This is a genomic window from Suttonella sp. R2A3, assembly GCF_021513215.1.
GTDB lineage: Bacteria > Pseudomonadota > Gammaproteobacteria > Cardiobacteriales > Cardiobacteriaceae > JAHUUI01.
This window is the reverse complement of record NZ_CP090975.1, coordinates 915,922-930,518: the sequence shown is the minus strand read 5'-3', so window position 1 is coordinate 930,518 and position 14,597 is coordinate 915,922. Positions and strand designations below refer to the sequence as shown.

Below are 14,597 nucleotides of genomic sequence, written 5' to 3'. Positions count from 1 at the left end.
ATTCCTACATATCGGAACGTCATTAAACACTACACGCATCTTACTCAGAAAAAAAGATACAAATACCAGCCTTATTGCAAGCCAATATCTCTTTAAGTGATATCGCCAAAATCCTTGGCTGTCATAAATCTACTGTGAGTAGAGAGATTAAGCGTAACCGAGGCCAACGTGGTTATCGCCCAAAACAGGCACATAGATTAGCGACTGAGTGTAAAGCCATAAATAGCCCTGCAATAAATGACTTTGGCTGGCACTATGTTGACTATTTACTGCATCGTCAATATTCGCCTGAACAAATCACAGGTAGGCTTAAGCTTTTAGGCTGGGATGATGTGCCAAGCCATGAAACTATCTACCAATATATCTACGCTGATAAACAATCAGGTGGTGAGCTATACAAGCACCTGCGCTGTCAAAAGACCTACCGAAAACGCGCTTTACAAGGTCAAGATAGGCGGGGGCAAATAGTAAATCGTCGAGATATTACTGAACGTCCTGATATCATAGAAGAGTGTACACGCATCGGAGACTATGAAGGTGGCACAGTGGTTGGTAAAGGGCATCAAGGCGTTTTACTTACCTTAGTGGATAGAACCACCAGAGAAACCAAAATCAAAGCCCTGTCTAACCGTAAAGCACAGTTAGTGGCTGATACCTGTATTGATATGCTCAAAGGTGAACAAACACTCAGTACCACATTCGATAACAGTAAAGAATTTGCAAAGCATGACATCATTGCAGATACCCTAGACACAGATATCTACTTCTTTGGTTGCGTTGTACTTCGATGTTGAATCTACCTCTTTGCATATTAATACTGAATTTCTACCGGATCCAAACTGCGCCACAGATACCATGTCGCTACGCTGCACCATGGATCAAAGCGTTTTTGATAGAGATCGCGCGCTTGTGCAGGGGTTAGACGTGCGCCATGATAATGTTTTTCCAGGGCACGAAGCAGACCTAAATCAGCGACTGGAAACACATTGGGGCGTAATAACGTGAACATTAAAAACATCTCAGCACTCCAGCGCCCAATACCGTGAATAGCAGAAAGTTCGCTGATGATCTCACTATCGCTAAGCGCGCTGAAATAATCATCATGGATGTCATTGTCTAAAAAATACGTACACACCGCATGCATATAATCAGCTTTCTGGCGCGAAAGCCCTAAGCTGCGCAAGGTGTCACGATCAATTTGCGCTACGTGTTGTGGATTGAGCGCAGTTGTATCGTTTAATCGCGCCCAAATCGCATCAGCGGCTTTGACCGAAATTTGCTGACCAACAATCGCGCGCAATAAGGTGACAAACGGTCGCCCACGGCTTTGCATGCAGCTATCAGGGTAGCGCGATATTAATTCAGCCATTGTGGCGTCGCGTTTGCTGAGTGCGTCGGTGGCTTGTTGCCAGTAACTTGGTGTCATAAGCGCTCCAAATTCAACTGGCATTCATCATGAAGCGCCTGCTCGCTGATGACAAGTGAAATCTCTAAAACCACACGTCAAACGTTCCTCTATAATGGGTCATTCGCGAGTGAGGGGATTGTATGACACAGTTTGATGACAGATTGGCGATCTGGCAGGCGGCGTTTGTCGATGAGCAACCCGTTTGGGCGCAAGATGAAGCGATTAAGCGTACGGTACGCGCCAGTGATTATGTGGCGCGTCAGCTGCAGCGTTATCCGGCAGTCTACGAACTCATCGCAGGCGCCCACCATTGGGCGGATTATGATTTTAGCGCGGCTTGGCAAAGCTGGTGGGCTGACTATGATGACGATGAAGCGGCATTGATGCGCGCGCTGCGTCAATTCAAACACGCGCACCAGAGCGCACTAGTGCATGCTGTGGTCAACCAGCAATTGCCACAAAGTGATTTTTTAAACGCCATTTCTGCGCTTGCGGCAACCCTCACCGAAGCAGCGCTTGATTTTCAACACCAATGCTTGGTCGCGCGCTATGGTGAGCCGCGTGATAGTGAAGGCGACCCGTTTACCCTCAGCGTGTTGGCGATGGGTAAGTTTGGCGGTGGTGAACTCAATTTTTCCTCAGACATTGATTTAATATTTGCTTTTCGCACTGCCGGGGAAACCGATGGTGGTGAGCGGGGGAAACCGATTGAGCACGAGCAATTTTTCCGCAAACTCGCGCAAAAAACGATCTATCTGTTAGACAGCGTCACTGAAGACGGCATGGTCTATCGCGTGGATATGCGTTTGCGTCCGTTCGGGCAAAGTGGGCCGTTGGCGTTGTCTTATGACGCGATAGAGCAATATTATTTATTGCATGGTCGTGATTGGGAGCGTTACGCGATGATGAAGGCACGACCGGTGGCTGGTGATATCGCCGGTGGGGCGCAGCTTTTGAATAATTTGCGTCCGTTTATGTATCGTCGCTATTTAGACTACGCCGCGTTACGCGCGATTAGCGATATGAAAGCCGAGATTAACCGCCACATTCGCGATGAAGGCCTTGAGCGGCATATCAAATTGGGCAAAGGGGGAATTCGTGAAGCGGAATTTAGCGTGCAAGCCATGCAACTCGTTTATGGCGGCCAATACCCACGTCTGCAACAGACCCATTTTTTAGCCGTCCTAGAGGATTTAGTCAGCTTGGATCTTTGGGGCAGTGAGGAAGCATCAGCGCTACGCAAAGCCTATCTGTTCCTGCGTGAAGTAGAAAATGCCCTGCAGTTTGATCACGAGCAGCAAACCCATCAATTGCCGGATAATGAAAGCGCATGGCGACGCTTGGTGCTGGCGGTAGGTGCTGAAGATGTGGCACATTTGCAAGTGAGGCTTGAAGAAGCGCGTATGGTGGTTCATCAGCAGTTCAAAGGGATTTTTGCTGAAGATGAGCACGAGGCGAACGTTGATGATGTGCTGCAAGGGATTGATTGGCGAGAACCCGATGAAGAACGTGTGCGCACGTGGTTAGCTGATCATGGTGTGCGGGCTGAACAATCGGTAAAAATGTTTGTCGCACTCGAAGATCTCGGTGAGCGCCTACCTTGGCAGCGCCTGCCGAAAAGAACGCTTAGCGATTTAGACAGGCTATTACCGCAAATTGTGGCGCTCGCCAGTGCGCCATCACGGCAAAAAGGCTTAAGTGGGGTGCTTGATTTGGTGCTCGCGGTGAGTGGTCGTGGGGTGTATATCGACCTGCTTAGCGACCAATCACGCTTGATCGAGCATTTATTGGATATTGCGGCGAATTCGGCGTGGTTGATGCGCTTTATTTGTGAGCATCCGTTGGTGCTCGATGATGTGCTCAGTGAGCGTCCGGCGGTTTCTGATCCTAAGCAGCTGGCCGATGATCTCGCAGCGCGTTTGGAAAACAGCGACGATGATGAGCAGTGGCTGCATGCGTTGCGTGATTTCAAGCATGCGCAATTATTTAAGGTTGCGTGGGCTGACGTTCATGGTCGCCTGTCGCTGATGGAAGTGAGCGATTATTTGAGTTTGATTGCCACGCTGGTGTTAGAGAGCGCCTACCAGCGGGCACATCAAACGATGGTTGCGCGCTATGGCGAACCACGCGGGCTAAACGGTGAACAAGCGGCTTTCGCGATTATCGGTTATGGGAAACTCGGCGGTTTGGAATTGGGCTATGGCTCGGATTTGGATTTGTTGTTTCTCTATGATCAACACGGTAGTGGCGGGGTGAGTGATGGTGAGAAAAGCATCAGCAATGAGCAGTTTTTTAGCCGGCTAGTACAGCGCTTAAATAATTATCTGTCTGCACCATCAGCAAGTGGGGTGCTTTATGAAGTCGATACACGGCTGCGCCCAGGCGGTAAATCGGGTTTACTGGTTTCAAGTATCCAGGCGTTTGCGCAGTATCAAAACGAGCAAGCCTGGACGTGGGAGCATCAGGCGCTCACCAGAACCCGCTTTATTTGTGGGGATCAAGTGCTAAATGAAGCCTTTGCCAAGGTACGTCATGACACGCTGACGCGTCAGCGTGATGAAGGTTTGCGTGAAGAAGTGGTCAAAATGCGTCAGAAAATGCGTGACAATCACAGTCAGGAAGCCGGTATTTTTCATCTTAAACAATCACCGGGTGGTTTGATTGATATTGAATTTATTGTGCAATATCTGTTACTTAAACACGCCCATCAAGAACCGGTCATTGCGCGGATGAGTGACAATATTCGTCAGCTAGCCGCGCTTGAAGCGACTGGAATTATTCCGTCAACCACCGCGATGACCCTGCGCGATGCTTACCGTACGCTGCGCGGCGAAGCGCACCGTCAGTATTTAAACGACAGCAACAGCGCGGTTGATGAGAATGACTGGGTGGCGATCCGTCAGCGTGTCAGCGATGTGTGGCAGGCGGTGATGTGCGATTAAAGCACAAATCCGCAAAATTACGTTAAAATAAGCCATTTTTTGAACAGTGAAAGGAACAGGTTTATGCAATGGCAATCGTTGGTTATTGATATTCCCAATTACCCTAAACCAGGGGTGACATTTAAAGATATTACGCCGTTGCTGGCCGATGGAGCAGGCTTCCAATCGGCTATTGAAGAATTGGCGGTTTTTTGTGAGCGCGATGATTTGCGCCCCAATGCTTTGGCGTGTCCTGAAGCGCGTGGCTTTATTTTTGCTTCTGCCTTAGCGCAGCGTTTAGGGATTGGCTTTATTCCGCTACGTAAACCTGGCAAGCTACCGCGTAAAACGGCTAAGCTGACCTACGATCTCGAATACGGCAGCGATACGCTAGAAGTTCACGCCGAAGACATCAAACCCGATATGCGGATTATGATGGTCGATGATGTGTTGGCCACAGGCGGCACAATGGCGGCGTGTATTGCGCTGTTGCGTGAATTAGGCGCTGAGGTGATCGGAGCCGCATTTTTGTTGGAAATTCCAGAATTAAACGGGCGGGAAAAATTAGGCGAACTACCGACCTTAAGTTTAATTAACGAGTAAATGGGATTTTAGTAAGGTTTGTGGATTTTGCTTTACTTGCCTTAAGATTGTCCCTAGAATCAATCACAACAGTTATGACATTGGGAGATTATGATGAATACGATGAATAACCAAACGGTTCAGACCGCTTCTGGTGATAGTATCATTGCGCGTAATAAGGTATTGCGTCAGACTTATATCTTGCTCGGTGCGAATGTGCTCTTTAGCGCTGTATGTGCTTTTGTGGGTATGCAAATGGGTATCGGGCAAATTCCTTGGTTTGTTGCGATGATCGCTTTAATTGGCCTGTCCATGGGGATTAGTGCTAACCGTAACAGCGGCTTGGGCATTGTTCTGCTCTTCGCGTTAACTGGTTTCTTAGGGGTTTATACCTCGAACATCCTTAGCATGTTCTTTTCAATGGGCGCAGGTAGCGTCGTTGTGAAGGCTTTAGTCGGCACTGGCATTATTTTCTTTGGCCTATCGGCTTATGTGTTAACCACAGGTAAGAACTTTACCTTCCTAGGTGGCTTCTTATTTGTTGGCGTGATGGTGGCGTTACTGGCTGGTATCGGCGCGATGGTGTTTGGTATGACCGCATTAAGTCTGGTTGTTTCAGGCGCATTCCTGCTGATTTTCTCAGGCTATGTGCTCTATGACACCAGCAATATCGTCCACGGCCATGAAACGAACTATATCGTGGCTACGCTGAATTTGTTTATGAATATCTTCAACATTTTCTTAAGCTTGTTGAATTTAATCGGTGCATTCAGCGGCGACTAACACAACAGCGTTTTACCGACCGGGCGGTTTGATGCCGTCCGGTTTTTAATTATGACTGAGCATGATGAATTAATTGCCTGCCCATACTGTGACAGCTTATACCAACGGACGCCGCTTGCCAGCGGGCAGAAACTCACATGCACCACTTGCCATAGTACGATTGATCGCGGCTTAGCCGACTTTCGTAAAGCGTTTATTTTTGCGCTTAGCGCGATCTTATTATTCATTCTTGCCCACAGTTCTCCGTTTATCACCATCACCCTCGGTGGCGATAGCAACACTATCTCGATTCTTTCAGCGATCGGTACACTATTTGAAAACCGCTTGCCCATCCTTGCGGTGATTGTCTTTTTCCTGATTATCGTCACACCACTTTGGTATTTACTCGGTGTGCTTTGGGTGGTGATTAGTTTTCGCTATCGATTGTTCCCTCGTCTCTCACGGCATTTCTTGCATTGGATGGTCAATTTATCGCCTTGGAATATGCTAGAAGTGTATTTGGTCGCTGTGGTGGTGACGCTGGTCAAAATCATGCAGATTGCCGAGGTTGAATTTAATGCTGGGTTTTGGGCATTTTGTGGCTTGATGATCGCCTCGATTATGACCACTGCGTATTTTCATTTAAGCGATGAGGTATTTAAAGCGTATGACCCATCGCCATAATCTGACGCTTGAAACCGCACGCAATCAAGGTTTGTGTCACTGCCTGAAGTGTGGGGTAGTGCTAGAGGATGTGTTGGAGGCTGATAATTGCTCACGTTGCCGCGCAGCGCTCTATAGTCGCAAACCGCGTTCACTACAGAAAACATGGGTGTATTTGATCACCGCTATTTTGTTGTTTTTCCCGGCAAACTTATTGCCGATCACCTACACAAACAGCTTGGGTCAGCCGACACAAGTCGATACTATTTTAAGCAGTATCTTGTTTTTATGGCATCATGGGTCGTATGTAGTGGCGGCGATTATTTTCTTAGCCAGTATTGTCACGCCTTTTTTCAAAATCGCCGTATTGTTATACTTACTCACCCACCAGTCGCCGCGAAAAGCGCCTGTTCTACAAACCAAGCTGTATAAATTTATTCATTTTGTGGGCAGATGGTCGATGATTGATGTGTTTGTGGTGGCGCTGTTAGGCGCTTTGGTGCAAGGCAATTTTGCAACCATTACCCCTGGGACAGGGATTTTTGCCTTCGCTGCGGTAGTGATGTTAACCATGTTTGCCACCGAGCATTTTGATACCCGCCTACTTTGGGATAATTATCGAGAACATTTATGCAAGAAGCAGAAGTAAAATACAGTAACATTTCCTTTTTGTGGCTGATTCCACTAGCCGCTTTGGCGCTCGTGTTATGGATGGCGTATCAGCATATTGTCTCTACAGGGCCAACAATCACCATCACCTTTGAAACAGGCGAGGGGATCATCGAGGGCAAAACAAAAATTCTCTATAAAGATCTTGATGTTGGCACAGTCACGAGTGTGGCGTTTTCAGAGGATTTAAGTGAAGTCATTGTCGAGGCGCAAATGATCGCCAATGCCTCACCGCTACTCACTACCAACAGTCAGTTCTGGGTGGTTCGTCCGAAAATTTCTGCGGCAGGGGTGAGTGGACTGTCCACGCTGATCTCTGGTAGCTATATCGCGGTTGATCCGGGCAATGGTGAGCAGCGCGAATACGCTTTTACTGGTCCAGAAGAGCCGCCGATGGTGCAGTCTTTTGAGCAGGGCTTGCGCCTGAAGCTTGAAGCAAATAACGCCAGTGGAATCAATATCGGGAGCCCGATTTATTATCGCGGGATTAAAGTTGGCCAGGTCGGGCGAATTAAATATCAAGAAGATACCGATCGGGTGTCGATTGATGTATTTATTCGTGAGCCTTATGACGAGCTGATCAGTATCAATACTAAATTCTGGAATATCAGCGGGGTTAGCTTCGATGTAGGGCTCAATGGTGCGATGGTTGAGATGGATTCGATCGAGACGCTGCTGCTTGGTGGAATCACCTTTAGTACCCCTACCGGATTTAATACCAAGCTGGGGCAGGTCAGTGATAATACGGTTTTTACCCTATATAAATCTGAAAGCCAAACCATTCAGTCGCCATCGTATGATAAATATTATTATGTCTTGTATTTTGAAGACAGCATCCGTGGCTTAGAGACAGGTGCACCGGTTGCCTTTAACGGGATTAATGTCGGGCAAGTAATTGATATTCGTTTGATTTACGACGATAAGATCAAAAAAGCGGCGATTCCTGTGTTGATTGAGTTAGAACCGCAGCGTATTGATGTGGTCAACCGTGGTGATGATACGCCGGAGAATATTATCGCCTCATTGGTGGCGCAAGGGCTGCAAGCCTCGATGGAAACCGATAGTCTGCTTACGGGCGCAAAATTTATCAAACTCGCCATTTATCCTAACGATATTCGTGACTTTGCTAAAGATGACTACAGTGCGTATGAGGTAATGCCATCGCGAAGCACCGGTTTTGCGCGGATAACCGATGGGGTTAATGAAATCATCGACAAAGTGAAAAATTTGCCGTTTGACGAATTGCTTAGTGACGCTAAAGAAACCGTTAATGGGGTGAATAACATCGTCAGTTCGGTAGAGATGGCCAATTTAGGCCGCACTATTACAGACACCCTTAGCGGGTTTAACCAAACCATGCGCAGTATACGTACGGTTGGCGATAATGCAGCGGTGACTTTGGACGGACTCAATCAGCAGCTCAATCAAGTGATCGGTCAATTTGAGGATACCCTGTACGGTATCAGCCCAGAATCGTCGTTATACTATACGCTGCAAGAAACCCTCGATGCGTTGCAAAAAACCGCACGTTCTGTTGATCGAATTGCCAACAAGCTTAATGATAAACCCAACGCGCTACTTTTTGGGGATTAATATGACACGTTTAGCCGGAATATTTTTTAGTGTGGTGCTGCTTGGTGGTTGTGCGTCTGTACCTACGCAATATCATTTACTGCGTGCGCAAAGCGAGCCTGCTGCGCAGGTGATGGCCAATGAGCAATCGATTTATGCCTTACGTCATCTTGATCTGCCAAACTATTTGAGCGATACAATCATCGCCTATTGGCAAGCCGATCACCAACTTACGCTTGAAAAAGATCACCGTTGGGCAGAACCATTAAGCGATAATGTGCGAGATGTCTTGTCGCAGCAAATTCAAGATATCAGTGGAAAAGCTGCTTTTTATCAATATCCTCTAGCCTATAATATTCGCCCGGATGTGATTATTGATGTGCAGATCAAAGAACTGATTGCTGATACTGCCGAGCGTGATCTCAAAATACGCGCGGACTGGCAGATATCAAATGCTGGCGAGCGTAACCCGATGAGTTACCGCTTTAATCAGCGTTATCCGCTCGAGAGTGGTGACATCAACGCCATTGTTGCGGCACATCAAAAGGCGCTGCTTGCGCTCAGTCAAGCGATTGCGGAAGCCCTCTAACCCATAAAGTTCAGTTAATTCTTAAAGGCTGCTGGCGGCTGCCTTTCATAGGTGTAACATTCAATAAGAATAATTACTGTTACAGTATGTTACTGGTTTTGGTAATAAAGACGATAACAACCTATACCAAACGCCTACCCAAGATACTCTCATCAAAATCAGCCAAGTAGGCTATGAGTTTTGTAATGAAACAAACGGTCATAATAAATAGTAGTGTCTTGGCATGGTTAATGCTTTATATCAAAAAGTAAATATTGATGAGAGTAACTTATCGTTCATGTCTGTTTTGCTAAGGGAATTGCGAAGCATGAAAATCATAAGGTGAAGCGTGAAAACGCCAACTCAAAGCAAAAAAGATTTAAAGTAATATTTATAACAGATTGAATGGTATGAATAAAATAATCACATTAAACATTAATAGGGGTAAGAATACTCTAGAAACCTTGCAAATCAACACTGCAGGCAGCGAAGCCGTACGCATTGCTGCACAAAACGGCGTCAACTACGAACTCATCGACGCCGCCACCCAATTTGCTCCGGAAAACCTTACCGTACTCCGTCAAGGTGATGACCTGCTGATTGCCTTTGAGGGCTCACTCATTAATGAGCCAGATCTGATCATTGAAGACTATTACCAGCAATCCAAAGACAACCCACTGATTGGTCTCAACGAAGACGGCCAATACTACGCCTATGTTCCAGAAGCTGGTGCAGACGTTAACGCGCTCACCATGCTCGCAGAACAAATACCCTCAGGCCAGGCCTTGGGTGGTGACGCCTTATTCCAAGGCACCCCATTATGGCCACTGGTGCTAGTGCCATTAGCCTTCTTTCTTTATTTTGACGATGATCGCGATACAGACGTAAACACCACTAACACAGATACGACCTCTGATACCATTGCGCCTGATAAGCCAACCATTCACGTTGCTGATGATGGCAAGTCTATTTCAGGTACCGCAGAGCCAGGCTCAACGGTTAAGATTGATACCAATGGTGATGGTGTTCCTGACTACAGCACTACTGCAGATAGCGAGGGTAACTACACCGTTGCTATCTCAGGTGATCGCTTAATCAATGGTGAAACAGCCACAGCAACCGCCACCGATGCAGCAGGTAATAAATCAGACCCGGCATCAGACACTGCGCCTGATATCACGGCTCCTGATGCACCGACCATCAACATTGCTGATAACGGTAAATCTATCTCAGGTAAAGCAGAACCTGGCTCAACCGTGACCATTGATGTGGATAACGACGGCACACCTGAATACACCACTACCGCAGATAGCAAGGGTAACTACACCGTAAATACCTCAAATCACCCCTTAACCAATGGTGAAACAGTCAGTGCAACGGCAACTGATGCAGCAGGTAACAAATCAGGCCCAGCAACGGATGTGGCTAATGACACCACAGCACCGGATAAGCCAACCATTCACATTGCTGATGATGGTAAGCTTATCTTAGGTACCGCAGAGCCAGGCTCAACGGTTAAGATTGATACCGATGGTGATGGTGTTCCTGACTACAGCACTACCGCAGATAGCGAGGGTAACTACACCGTCAATACCTCGGGTCATCCCTTAATCAATGGTGAGACAGCCACAGCAACCGCCACCGATGCGGCAGGTAACAAATCAGACCCGGCATCAGACACTGCACCTGATACCACGGCTCCTGATACACCGACCATCAACATTGCTGATAACGGTAAATCTATCTCAGGTAAAGCAGAACCTGGCTCGACGGTTAAGATTGATACCGATGGTGATGGTGTTCCTGACTACAGCACTACCGCAGATAGTGAGGGTGAATACACCATCGCTATCTTAGGTGATCCCTTAACTAATGGCGAAACAGCCACAGCAACCGCCACCGATGCAGCAGGTAACAAATCAGGCCCAGCAACGGATGTCGCTAATGACACCACAGCACCGGATAAGCCAACCATTCACGTTACTGATAACGGTAAATCTATCTCAGGTACCGCAGAGCCAGGCTCGACGGTTAAGATTGATACCGATGGTGATGGTGTTCCTGACTACAGCACTACCGCAGATAGCGAGGGTAACTACACCGTAGACACCTCAGGTCATCCCTTAATCAATGGTGAAACAGCTACAGCAACCGCCACCGATGCGGCAGGTAACAAATCAGACCCGGCATCAGACACTGCACCTGATACCACGGCTCCTGATACACCGACCATCAACATTGCTGATAACGGTAAATCTATCTCAGGTAAAGCAGAACCTGGCTCGACGGTTAAGATTGATACCGATGGTGATGGTGTTCCTGACTACAGCACTACCGCAGATAGTGAGGGTGAATACACCATCGCTATCTTAGGTGATCCCTTAATCAATGGTGAAACAGCCACAGCAACCGCCACCGATGCAGCAGGTAACAAATCAGGCCCAGCAACGGATGTGGCTAATGACACTACGCCACCTAATGCACCTAAGGTAACACCAAATAGTGAGAATGGATCCGTTGCTGTTGCGCCACCAGCAGATCCTGACTTGGCGTCATATACAGTGACTTATGTGGATGAATCGGATAGTGAACAAAATATCACCGTAATCAAGCAACCTGATGGTTCTTGGTTATCGGATGACCCAAGTATTACGCCAAAAGCAGATGGTAGCATCACCATCCCGCAAGCCTCTGTAAAGGATGGTTCGACGGTAAAAGCTGTTGCTATTGATAAATCGGGTAATGATAGTGAGGAAGCTACGGGGGTTGCTGGCGCAAATACACACTTAGAAGAAATCACTATTAATATGGACATTAATGATGATGGCTATATTAGTAAGAGTGAGTATATTTCTAATGAAACTTCAGTCACCATAGATTTGGGTACAGAGCTGGCGGGAGAAACAATTTCACTCAGTGTTAACGGTAGTGTGGTTCGGGAGTATAAGATTACAGAGGCTGACTATGCCAAGGGGTATGTCACCTTGACTGGTGTGTCTGTACTAACTGATGTTAAAACGCTGAATGTTTCTGCGAGTATTACTAAGGATGCTTCTGGCAACCCAATCACAGATCCTGACCAAGTCACAGATTCGGCAATAGTTGATTTAACGCCACCAGCTGTGCCAACCATGAAACTGCCTGAAGATGCCACCAACGACACGGGGTCAGATGTTACAGATAATATAACCAACAATACAGCCCCTAAGCTTATGGGTACAGGGGATGCTGGTGATAGTATCAGGGTTGAAATTAGTGGTGAAACGTTAACGACTACGGTAGCTGGTGATGGCACATGGTCGGTAGCGCCAACCATGCTTGCTGATGGTGACTATAGTATCGACGGTGCAACGATAAAAGTCACTGCGACCGATGCCGCTGGTAATAAAACATTAGGGTCAAACACCTCTATTGAAAGCTTTACTGTAGATAGCGCAGCACCTGTGTTTACTAGCAGTCAAACGGGCGCTGATGTAAAAGAGAGTACGACAGGTGATGTGGTTTATACCGCGGCAGTTACTGATAAGCATACTTATACCTATAGTTTAACCGGTGCGGACGCGGCTAATTTCAGCATTGACTCTGCCACAGGTGAGGTGACGCAAACGGTCGCATTTGATTATGAGGCGCCAAAAAACCGTTATGAGTTTGAGGTAGTGGCAACCGATGTAGCTGGTAATCGTTCAAGTCAAACCGTTTCAGGCGCTGTAACAAACGTGGATCTTGGTGAATTTAGTATTACTGATGCCAGCGCAACAGAAGGGGAGAGTTTAACCTTCACAGTCACACGAAATGGCGATACGTCACAGGCTGCCAGTGTTAATTATACGACTGGTTTTGCAAGTGATGATACTGCTGATGCAAGTGATATTGTTGCAGCATCAGGTACACTCAATTTTGCTGCAGATGAAACCAGTAAAACCATCACCATTGCCACAAATCAAGAGTCAAAGATTGAGCTCAGCGAGACCTTTACAGTGACATTGAGTGATCCTAGTGGTGATATGACAATCGGCACATCGACGGCAAAAGGGACCATTATTAACGACGACGCATTGGTTCTTAATATTTTGGATGCTGATGACACATTTGGTAGTCAAGTATCGCCAAATATTGGTAGCAATACCGATAACTACACCAGGAAGCCCACTGTGCATGTAGAGGGGATACCACGGGGTGCTTCATGGGAGTATAACTTAAATGATGGTTCGGGCTGGAAAACTGGCTCTGGGAGATCATTTAAGCTGCCAGGTTACGATGGCTGGGAGGGTAAGGCGTACCACTTAGAAGCGCGATTAACCTCTCCTGATTATGATCCTGCGGTTACTACGGGCACGCTAGACATGACGTTGGATCAGAAAATACGTGATGTAGTCGTTAATGGGTATGATAGTGATACAAATACACTTTTAGGTATCGCCGAAGCAGATGCCTTTGTTTATGATGATGAAAATAACAATGGTAAGTTTGATGTCGGTGAAGCTAATACGACTGCCTCTAGTGATGGAACTTTCTCACTCGCTTTAAAAAAACCTCTGACAGATCCCATTTACAACGCATTAGCATCCGAACCTTATGACAAGATTCAGGCACGGCTTGGGATTATTGATAAGGCGGGCAATGAGACAGATGTGGGTGAATTTGGCAATTTGTATTACTTTACTTGGCTGCTAAATGGCTTTGACTGGCTTGAAGGTAGTACTCAAACTGGTTCTGCAGCGGTTCGAGTTCATAACTTGAGTGACTTTAGCGAAGTTGTCTTAGTAAAAGGCAATGTAAGTGCTGGAACATACAACTTCAATGGTGGCGATGACTCGATGTATGTGTCCAATACATTGGATGGTGATTCGAGAATATTCATGGGCGATGGCGATGACTATTTCCAGGCAAATATTGCTACCACGGGTGGAACCATTATTGATATGGGTGCTGGTGATGATACGGCAAGGTTTACACGTGAATCATTAGACTATTTAGAGGCAGGTGCCGACCTATATATGGGGACGGGTAATGATACGTTGATCATCAATACCAAACGCTATGCTGAAGGTAGTGTTGCTGATGGTGGTGAGGGTATTGACACCTATAAATTTGATGATGGCGTCTCAGGACTTTTTGAATACCTTCAAGACAACAATGATCTGACCGGGTTTGAGATATTTGATATCACAGGCGGTGGTGATAATCGTTTGATTATTGAGGATGCTGGGGCATTTACCCGTAACTCAGGAACGTTTACCGACGATAATGGTAATACCTATAACTCGGCAATGATGGTGAAAGGCAATGCGGGAGATAGCGTGGATTTCTATGGTAGTACAACCGCTACAGGAACAACGACTTTTGGCGGTGTTTCTTATGATATTTATAGCGATGGGACGAATGATCTCTTGGTGCTAAGTCATTCAGGTATTCAGATCATTTAACCTGAGAGCACGGATGTTCCTTGCAA

The 14,597-nt window shown here is 46.8% G+C and carries 10 protein-coding genes; 9 read left to right on the top strand and 1 reads right to left on the bottom strand.

Annotated features, from left to right (window positions below; translation table 11 throughout):
• The first annotated feature begins 74 nt into the window (after positions 1-74).
• Positions 75-794 (top strand): IS30 family transposase, encoded by a 720-nt coding sequence (locus tag L0B52_RS04290; RefSeq protein WP_235065335.1) that lies wholly within the window; start codon positions 75-77, stop codon positions 792-794.
• A 17-nt stretch (positions 795-811) separates the two neighbouring features.
• Here the strand turns inward: L0B52_RS04290 and L0B52_RS04285 are convergent, their stop codons facing one another.
• Positions 812-1,426 carry a DNA-3-methyladenine glycosylase gene (locus L0B52_RS04285; RefSeq protein ID WP_235065334.1) on the bottom strand — a complete coding sequence of 205 codons (615 nt, stop codon included), beginning with the start codon at positions 1,424-1,426 and terminating at the stop codon, positions 812-814.
• A gap of 122 nt (positions 1,427-1,548) precedes the next feature.
• Between L0B52_RS04285 and glnE the strand changes: the two genes are divergently transcribed.
• From glnE to L0B52_RS04245, 8 genes are all read left to right on the top strand, one after another.
• Positions 1,549-4,350: a bifunctional [glutamate--ammonia ligase]-adenylyl-L-tyrosine phosphorylase/[glutamate--ammonia-ligase] adenylyltransferase gene (gene glnE, locus L0B52_RS04280; protein WP_235065332.1), complete on the top strand. Its 2,802-nt coding sequence runs from the start codon at positions 1,549-1,551 to the stop codon at positions 4,348-4,350.
• Between the two features lie 63 nt (positions 4,351-4,413).
• Positions 4,414-4,932: an adenine phosphoribosyltransferase gene (locus tag L0B52_RS04275; protein WP_235065331.1), complete on the top strand. Its 519-nt coding sequence runs from the start codon at positions 4,414-4,416 to the stop codon at positions 4,930-4,932.
• Between the two features lie 90 nt (positions 4,933-5,022).
• Positions 5,023-5,694, top strand: a complete 672-nt coding sequence (locus tag L0B52_RS04270) for a Bax inhibitor-1/YccA family protein (RefSeq protein ID WP_235065329.1) — start codon at positions 5,023-5,025, stop codon at positions 5,692-5,694.
• A gap of 51 nt (positions 5,695-5,745) precedes the next feature.
• Positions 5,746-6,357 (top strand): paraquat-inducible protein A, encoded by a 612-nt coding sequence (locus L0B52_RS04265; protein ID WP_235065327.1) that lies wholly within the window; start codon positions 5,746-5,748, stop codon positions 6,355-6,357.
• Entirely contained in the window at positions 6,341-6,985 is a 645-nt protein-coding gene (locus L0B52_RS04260; protein ID WP_235065326.1) for a paraquat-inducible protein A, read from the top strand. Before L0B52_RS04265 ends, L0B52_RS04260 begins: the two co-directional genes overlap by 17 nt.
• Positions 6,967-8,598, top strand: a complete 1,632-nt coding sequence (locus L0B52_RS04255) for an intermembrane transport protein PqiB (protein ID WP_235065324.1) — start codon at positions 6,967-6,969, stop codon at positions 8,596-8,598. Before L0B52_RS04260 ends, L0B52_RS04255 begins: the two co-directional genes overlap by 19 nt.
• Before the next feature lies 1 nt (position 8,599).
• Positions 8,600-9,166 carry a membrane integrity-associated transporter subunit PqiC gene (locus L0B52_RS04250; protein ID WP_235065319.1) on the top strand — a complete coding sequence of 189 codons (567 nt, stop codon included), beginning with the start codon at positions 8,600-8,602 and terminating at the stop codon, positions 9,164-9,166.
• Positions 9,167-9,555: 389 nt separating this feature from the next.
• Entirely contained in the window at positions 9,556-14,571 is a 5,016-nt protein-coding gene (locus L0B52_RS04245; protein WP_235065318.1) for an Ig-like domain-containing protein, read from the top strand.
• Positions 14,572-14,597: the final 26 nt, after the last annotated feature.

Bases quoted from the DNA above. Each gene is read 5' to 3' on its own strand.
- L0B52_RS04285 (WP_235065334.1), bottom strand. From the start codon at position 1,426: ATGACACCAAGTTACTGGCAACAAGCCACCGACGCACTCAGCAAACGC.
- glnE (WP_235065332.1), top strand. From the start codon at position 1,549: ATGACACAGTTTGATGACAGATTGGCGATCTGGCAGGCGGCGTTTGTC.
- L0B52_RS04275 (WP_235065331.1), top strand. From the start codon at position 4,414: ATGCAATGGCAATCGTTGGTTATTGATATTCCCAATTACCCTAAACCA.
- L0B52_RS04270 (WP_235065329.1), top strand. From the start codon at position 5,023: ATGATGAATACGATGAATAACCAAACGGTTCAGACCGCTTCTGGTGAT.
- L0B52_RS04265 (WP_235065327.1), top strand. From the start codon at position 5,746: ATGACTGAGCATGATGAATTAATTGCCTGCCCATACTGTGACAGCTTA.
- L0B52_RS04260 (WP_235065326.1), top strand. From the start codon at position 6,341: ATGACCCATCGCCATAATCTGACGCTTGAAACCGCACGCAATCAAGGT.
- L0B52_RS04255 (WP_235065324.1), top strand. From the start codon at position 6,967: ATGCAAGAAGCAGAAGTAAAATACAGTAACATTTCCTTTTTGTGGCTG.
- L0B52_RS04250 (WP_235065319.1), top strand. From the start codon at position 8,600: ATGACACGTTTAGCCGGAATATTTTTTAGTGTGGTGCTGCTTGGTGGT.
- L0B52_RS04245 (WP_235065318.1), top strand. From the start codon at position 9,556: ATGAATAAAATAATCACATTAAACATTAATAGGGGTAAGAATACTCTA.